This window comes from Rhizobium sp. R634 (genome assembly GCF_002211305.1).
Taxonomy (GTDB): domain Bacteria; phylum Pseudomonadota; class Alphaproteobacteria; order Rhizobiales; family Rhizobiaceae; genus Rhizobium.
This window is the reverse complement of sequence record NZ_LOKW01000012.1, coordinates 566,455-573,227: the sequence shown is the minus strand read 5'-3', so window position 1 is coordinate 573,227 and position 6,773 is coordinate 566,455. Positions and strand designations below refer to the sequence as shown.

The 6,773-nt window shown below is 63.4% G+C and carries 8 protein-coding genes; 3 read left to right on the top strand and 5 right to left on the bottom strand.

The features are described 5' to 3' along the window. Positions 1 to 168: 168 nt before the first annotated feature. Entirely contained in the window at positions 169 to 408 is a 240-nt protein-coding gene (locus ATY77_RS16970; RefSeq protein ID WP_245314350.1) for an ankyrin repeat domain-containing protein, read from the top strand. Between the two features lie 35 nt (positions 409 to 443). Here ATY77_RS16970 and ATY77_RS16965 read toward each other — a convergent pair whose 3' ends face one another. Next, positions 444 to 833 carry a hypothetical protein gene (locus tag ATY77_RS16965; RefSeq protein ID WP_088688224.1) on the bottom strand — a complete coding sequence of 130 codons (390 nt, stop codon included), beginning with the start codon at positions 831 to 833 and terminating at the stop codon, positions 444 to 446. Positions 834 to 1,051: 218 nt separating this feature from the next. Here ATY77_RS16965 and ATY77_RS16960 point away from each other — a divergent pair, with 218 nt between their 5' ends. Further along, complete coding sequence (locus ATY77_RS16960) at positions 1,052 to 1,960, top strand: DUF1499 domain-containing protein (protein ID WP_088688223.1); 909 nt, start codon at positions 1,052 to 1,054, stop codon at positions 1,958 to 1,960. 155 nt (positions 1,961 to 2,115) lie between these two features. Here ATY77_RS16960 and ATY77_RS16955 read toward each other — a convergent pair whose 3' ends face one another. Continuing rightward, positions 2,116 to 2,796 (bottom strand): redoxin domain-containing protein, encoded by a 681-nt coding sequence (locus tag ATY77_RS16955; RefSeq protein WP_088688222.1) that lies wholly within the window; start codon positions 2,794 to 2,796, stop codon positions 2,116 to 2,118. Positions 2,797 to 2,972: 176 nt separating this feature from the next. On the opposite strand from ATY77_RS16955, the gene ATY77_RS16950 reads away from it, so the two are divergent. Continuing rightward, the gene (locus ATY77_RS16950) at positions 2,973 to 3,395 is read left to right on the top strand and encodes a hypothetical protein (protein ID WP_088688221.1); all 423 of its coding nucleotides are present in this window, start codon (positions 2,973 to 2,975) and stop codon (positions 3,393 to 3,395) included. 141 nt (positions 3,396 to 3,536) lie between these two features. Here the strand turns inward: ATY77_RS16950 and ATY77_RS16945 are convergent, their stop codons facing one another. Genes ATY77_RS16945 through ATY77_RS16935 form a run of 3 tightly spaced genes read right to left on the bottom strand, consistent with a single transcriptional unit; the run spans position 3,537 to position 6,634 of the window. Then, on the bottom strand, positions 3,537 to 5,258 hold the full coding sequence (locus ATY77_RS16945; RefSeq protein ID WP_088688220.1) for a DUF4166 domain-containing protein: 1,722 nt from the start codon (positions 5,256 to 5,258) through the stop codon (positions 3,537 to 3,539). Then, positions 5,255 to 5,704 (bottom strand): DCC1-like thiol-disulfide oxidoreductase family protein, encoded by a 450-nt coding sequence (locus ATY77_RS16940; RefSeq protein WP_088688219.1) that lies wholly within the window; start codon positions 5,702 to 5,704, stop codon positions 5,255 to 5,257. Before ATY77_RS16940 ends, ATY77_RS16945 begins: the two co-directional genes overlap by 4 nt. A 21-nt stretch (positions 5,705 to 5,725) precedes the next feature. Then, complete coding sequence (locus ATY77_RS16935) at positions 5,726 to 6,634, bottom strand: MBL fold metallo-hydrolase (RefSeq protein ID WP_088688254.1); 909 nt, start codon at positions 6,632 to 6,634, stop codon at positions 5,726 to 5,728. Positions 6,635 to 6,773: the final 139 nt, after the last annotated feature.

Sequence of the window (6,773 nt, the reverse complement as noted above, 5' to 3'; positions counted from 1 at the left end):
AACCCAAACGTCTGGCCCTCACCGCCCTCATGCGCAAGATCATCACCATCGCAAACGCCCGCGTCAGAGACGCCTTGCGACAGAAAAACGAAATAATGCCAATCTCTGCATAACTGACTTGGTGACGAGGGGATCACCATTCTCCATATCGTCACAGACCCTGAGGCGGTGAATATCCTCATAGAAAAGGGGGCTGACATTGAGGCTCGCGACAATCGCGGCCGAACCCCTCTGATCGTCCAGTTAGATAACCGGCAGAATGGGCCTGATGTTGTCGCCGCTCTTCTGGAGAATGGCGCAAATCCCAATGCCAAGGACGAGAGCGGCATGACAGCCCTTGATATCGCCCGGCAAACCGGCGACGCGGACCTTGTCGCCCTCATCACGGCAAGCGGGACCAGGAATTGATGCCGGAGGATCCAGCGACCGCCGGGTCCCGAATCTCAGATCCGCTCTAGCAGCTCGATGAAGGCATCGGCGAAGCGCACCAGATGCGCCGTCTCTTGGTCAGGCGCCTGCATGCGGATTTCCGTGCCGTTTGCGTCGAGCAGCGCCAGCACGACCCGCATCTCGCTTCCGCCGTTGGGAATGCGCATCACCGCAATGCGCCGGCAATCCTCGATGAGGCCGCCGGCCGGAAGGTCAAACAGCAGTTCGCCGCCGGAACGCCCGGCTGCCAGGCGCACGGTCTCGCAGAAGCCGGCATCACCGCCGGCATAACCTTCGAGCGAAAGTTCGAGCTCGACGAGCTCCATCGGCAGCATCGGTTCGGACTGGTCGATACCGCCAAGCGCAGACGCCTGCGGCCTTGCTGCTATCTCGGGTGAAATCATCCCGTCTCTCCTATCCTGCAATCGGAGATGAAACCGCGGCAAAATGGCCTTTTTTTGACATATCAGCAAGGGCTTATGGAATGAGCGGCGCCTTCGTCGTGGATTCCGCCCGATATGCTTGAGACAACAGTTTCAATTTAGCCGAATCTTGCACTAAACAGGTTCATGGCGATTTGCGTGGTCCATGGCGCGGCGCTGACGAGCAACCGGTAAGTTTGATGGCCATCCGCTTCGACCGTCCCGTTTCCAGCGCCGCACGCGTTTCGCGGCTGCTCGGGGCATTTTCGCTGGTTCTGGCGCTGGCGGTGATGATCGCCCATCGCTTCGGCGGTCTCGCCACGCCCTATCTGGTACTGCTTCTCATCGCCGCTGTCGGCTGCGCGCTTCTGGCCGCCCTGCTTGCCGCCGTCGGCCTGCGCAGCCTCTGGATGACAGGCGCCGAAGGCGGGCTGGCCGCACTCGCCGCCCTGATCTATGCCGCTTTTCCCTTGGCCCTCGGCGCCTCGGCCGTCGAGCGCTACATGACGCTGCCTGATATCTACGACGTTTCCACCGATCCGGTCTCCGTCCCGGACTGGCTTTCGCCGCCAAAGGCCGACCAGATCTGGCTGAAGCGCAACCCTGAGGTGACGCCGGAAGATCGTGAAAAACAGATGGCCGCCTATCCCGAACTGACCGGCCGGCGCTACGAAGGCGCGCTCGACCGAGTGCTGGAGGCGGTACGCAAGGTCGCCAAGCAAAGCGGCTTCACGATCACGAGAAGCAGTGGCGATACCGAGCCCGGCCGCGATCTCGAGGATAAGTCTCTCAAGCCGCAGCCGGGCGACGATGCGGTTGCCGATGCACCCGATATCGTTCCGGTGCCGACACCGCGCCCCTATGACGACGATGTCGCCAAGCTCATCCGCGGCGCCAACGGCGTAACGCTGCAGGCCACCACCCGCACGCTGATCCTCGGCCTGCGCTTCGATATCCTGATCCGCCTGCGCGAAGAGGCCGAAACCACCTTCGTCGACATCCGCGTCGCCTCCCGCTACGGCCAGCACGACCTCGGCTTCAGCGCCGCGATTGCCGATGATTATCTAAAGGCGCTGGATGCCGAGCTCCTGGGGATCGCGGGTGGGTGAGCAACGGTGGCGCAAAGCGCCAGCAATCGATCCAGTGAATCGATTGCAGTTGCGAACGCCCTGAGCCTAAGCGAAGGGCCGGGATACGCCGCGGCAAACGCAACCCCTTTTCCGGTGGCGCCAGAGGCGGCGCCAATCACCCGATAACGATGCGATCAGTGTCCAAGGTCGTTCGCGGCCGCGACGATCTCCGCTGCATTCGGGAAGATGCAAAGGCTGTTCGGTCCGCCCAACGCCTCAATTTGCGTCCACGCGACGGTGCCGTTCGCATCGACCAGGAAGTGCCCGACGAGCTGGCTGGCATGGTTCGCGAAGATCGCCATATCGGCTTCATCGAGCTCGAAGCGGTCCTTGGCGTTGAGTATCGTATTGGCTTCCATCGGCTGAACTGGTTCGGGCAACTCGCCCGTGGGGTTGATGCGCGCCGCCTGGAACTGCGCCACCGTCGCGCTATAAGGCCATTCGGGCTGCTTGCTGCTCCCATCGGGCAGGAACTCGGCACGGGGCACGCCATAGGCCCGATGTGTATGGCAGTCGGGATCGCATAGCAGCGTGACCGGCGTCGGACGGTGGCGGAAATACAGGCGAGCGCGTTCCACCGGCGTGTTGATAACGGCCACGGTCTCCACCCCGGAGGCGCGCAGAGTGGGCTGTATGCCGGCAAGCTGTTCGACCTGGCGCCGGCAGAACGGGCAGTGCAGCCCGCGGAAGAAGCCGATCAGGAACGGGCGACCGCTCAAGTCGGCGAAAGAGACCGTTCCGTCGAAATTGGCCGCGGCCAGCGCGAAGGCGGGCGCAGCATCTCCAGGCTGCAGCGGGTGCTTTTGGTCTCCCATGGAATAATTCCTTTCTCGTATCGTTTCAGTTTAAACGACCGAAATTCAACTATATCACTTGTCGCAAGAACCGCCGCGCGATGTTGAGATCGCCGAGGCCAGACACGCCTCGGGGAAGGAATGACGGGAGGGGCGCGGTAAACGCGACATTCTAACGGCGCGCTAAAGGAGCAGTCATGGGAAGCAAGGGCGATTTTCTGACCGTGACTGAGCAGGACACCCTTGATGAATTCGGTTTCGTCAAAACCGTCTCAGGTGAGATCTATCTAAAATTTGTCAGCGGCTGCCACTTTTTGGAGTTTCCCAGAGGAACGATCTTTTCTCTCCATGTCCCGAATGATTTCTTGGAGTTTGATCGGGTTGTGAAATGCGCATTGCAGATCCGGCCTGATCTTAAAAATTCAGTCATCCATACATTCGCCGTCAGAAAGCAGGGAGGTGTGAGCGTAGCTGCAGAGAAGAGGCCGGATGATCTCTACATCTACGTTCCCGAGAAATGTGAGATCGATGTTAAGTTATTAAGCCGTGTGACGATTTCAATTCTCTCGATTGAATACACGACTGAGCCTCACCCCTTGAACAAGCTCTATGTTGGTTGACCAACCTAAAGGCCTCTCTTCTCTCCGAACGTTCGGCAAGGTCCTCACGTGGCAAGACCGGTGGCCAGCTCTGTCCTTCGAGAATTCGCCCTGTGGGCTGCCCTCTGGATGAGGTCGGAGAGAGCGTGTCGCCTCGTCCCCTCACTCCACCACCAACCACCCCGTATACCGCACCACCAGCCCGGTCAGTGGCCCGCCGATCTCGACGTGGAAGTGGAATCGCCCATCGCGCTCCTCTTCATAAGTCTCCCCGCCCGGCGCCAGAAACAGCGGCAGCGGAATCCCTAAAAACCGCCAGCCCCGCACGACCAGCCGCAGCCTCTCGCCTTCCGGCACCAAAGCGATCAGCACCCGGAACGGCCCGAAGACTTCGGCGAGCAGATGCCGGTCGCGGCCGTTGCCCTCCATCAGAATGCTGCGGAAGCTCTTATCTCCGAAGGTCCGCGTCCAGATCTCCCTGTCGCCCTCGGCGGCAAAGCGCACCGTCACCGGCACATCCTTGCCCGCCTTGGGAAAGCCGATCAGCCGCGCCACCACCCGCGCAAGCCATCCGCCGCCGCGCTCGATACGCGCCCGGCCGGAGGCGGTGCGCGCCCCGCCGGCGTGGATGGCGGCAACGGCCGGCGGCAGCCGGTCGAAGGTGATGCCGAGAATCTGCCGGTAGAGCGGCTGGGCTTCCGCCTCGCATTCCCTGCGCATGCCCGTGGTGATCGAAAAGCGCCGGAAGGCCGCCTCGAAATCTGCAAGCCGCAATTCCCCGGCCGCGGCCCGCGCGCCGGGCGCGGGCCGCTCACCGGCAAGCAGCCGGCGCACCAACACCTCGGCTGCGATCGCAGGAATGAACGGCCCGTCGTCACCCTCGGCGATCAGATGCCAGCCCGCCGTCAACCGCTTGCCGGCAGCATCTATGCCGCTCGCTTGCACGAACATGCCGCCGCGATGTTCGCCTCGCGCAAACGCATGGCTGGCGCGCTGCATCAGCCGCGAAAACGGCGCCAGCGATGGCAGGAGCCGCCAGCGGACGAGCTGCGCGAAGAGGGCGAGCACGCTCTGCAGCGGCAGCGGCTCGGTTCCCACACCGGTGAAGGTGGATTGCAGGCCGGCAAAGCGTGCCGGCAGCAGCGCCAGATCCGGCGCATCCACCAGCAGGAATTTGCGGCTGCGCAGCGGCACGGCACCCGGCGGCGCCACCGTCACCCGCATTGTATCGATCAGCCCGCGCCCGCGCGTAGCCTTCCCGTCGCGGAGCCGCGGCACATCTTTGCCGGCATAGCTGGCGATGGCGCCGACGACATTGCGGCCGATCTTCACATGCGAGGAGGGGGCAATGCCCGCCGCCACGCTCTCGATCCGGGCAAATTGCGGCGCCACGACATCGAGTGCGGCGAAGGACAGCGCCGGCAGGCTGCTGAGCCCGGAGAGCGCGAAAATGCCTTGCTCTCTGGCCTCGGCATCGAGCCCGCCAATCGCGGCGACAAATCCGGTGCTGTCGGCGAGATCGGCATAATCGATGCCGAGATTGATGCAGGCGCGCACGACCTTGTAAGGCTCTTCCCCGAAGCTCTGAAACGGCCCGGAGGCATCGATGACGAGATCGGGCTGCAGCCGCGTCAGCTGTTCGATGAGATCGCCGTCACGATCGAAGGCCACCGCCTGCAGCCTCGCCCCGAGATTGGTGCTTCCCAGGCCCTCGGAGCCATCTTTCGGGGATCTGAGATCGGCAAGGAAATCATCGGCCTTTGCAAGCGAGCGCCCGGCGATCAACAATCTCAGCCGCGGTTCATCGCCAAGCAGCCGCGCCAGCCGGCCGCCGAAGGTGCCGTAGCCGCCGATGATCAGCAGCGAGAGCCGCTCGCCGCTCATGCGATGAAACGGCTGCGCTGCTCCGCCGTCGGCACCATGCAGCTCTGCCGGCCGGCGATCTTCAGCCGGTTGCGGGCGATGAATTCATAGAGTGCATCGGCCATGCGGCGCGGCAGGATCCGGAAGAGTTTCACCAGCGAATAGGGAAAGCCGAGGCCGGCCACCATGCGAATCGACCCATCGGACTTGAAAAAGGCGCGGCCATTCTCGATGAGGATATTGGTCTCATAGTCGCGCTCGTTCAGCCCGTAATGCCGGTATAGCGCGGCGCCGAGCGGCGTCTGGGCGGCGAGGAAGCGGTATCGCCGCCGCCTGTCGTGCTTCAGCGCGAATTTCACCCAGCCGGAGCAGAAGACGCATTCGCCATCGAAGACGATCAGCGGCTGGTCATCGGCAAAAGCCGGCACATCGGCATCATCGCGATAGCTGTAAGCGGCACGCGCCATGGTAATCTCCCCATCTCACGCTTACAACAGCCGGTAGGTGGCGGCAAGAGAAGGCGGCCCATCCGCGGCGATCTCGCCGCGCTCGACGAGATCCTCGATATGGGCGAGCACGGAAAGCGCGGCCGCGCCATGCAGCTTCGGATCGGTATCGCGATAGATCGCCTTCACCATCTCGGCAATCGCGCGGTCGCCCGCCCGGATGCGCTCGAGGATCGCCCGCTCGCGCCCCAGCCGGTGCGCCTTCAGGCCCTGCAGGAAGGCGCCAGGCTGCGTGACCGGCCCGCCATGACCGGGCAGCAGCAGGCCGTCCTGGCGCTCCATCAGCCGCTCGAGCGAGGCCATGTAATCGGCCATCGAACCATCCGGCGGCGCGACGATCGAGGTCGACCAGGCCATGACATGATCGCCCGAGAACAGAATGTCGCGGCCTTCGAGCGCGAAGGCGGCATGATTGGCCGTGTGCCCCGGCGTCGGCACCGAGGTCAGCGACCAGCCATCGCCGGATAGGGTCTGACCGTCACTGAGCGCGATATCGGGCACGAAGGCGAGATCCGAGCTTTCGGAAAAGGGATTGATCTCGCCATCCCGGAGCGGCCGTGCCGGCCGATGCGGCCCCTGGCCCACCGTCACCGCCCCCGTTTCCGCCTGCAGCCGGCGGGAAAGCGGCGAGTGGTCGCGATGCGTGTGGCTGACGAAGATATGCGTCACCTCGCGGCCGGCAAGCGCTGCCATCAGCGCCTGAAAATGCGCCTCGTCCTCCGGCCCGGGATCGATGACCGCGACCGAGGAAGTGCCGACGATATAGCTGTTGGTGCCGTAAAAGGTGAAAGGCCCGGGATTCTCCGCCGTGATCCGCTCGACCCCTGAAACCACCGGCACGGCGCGCCCATAGGCCGGCTCGAAAGCAAGGTCGAATGCGGGGCTTTCCATGAAGGCGATGATCTCGCGGCCGATGACGTCGCCCATTCCTAGCACGGCCCTTGGCACTCTGCAGCGCATAAATCTGCGCGAGGCGCAACTTAGTCATTGTGACAGACGGAGAGCTTTGCTAATCAGGCGTCGATTTGAG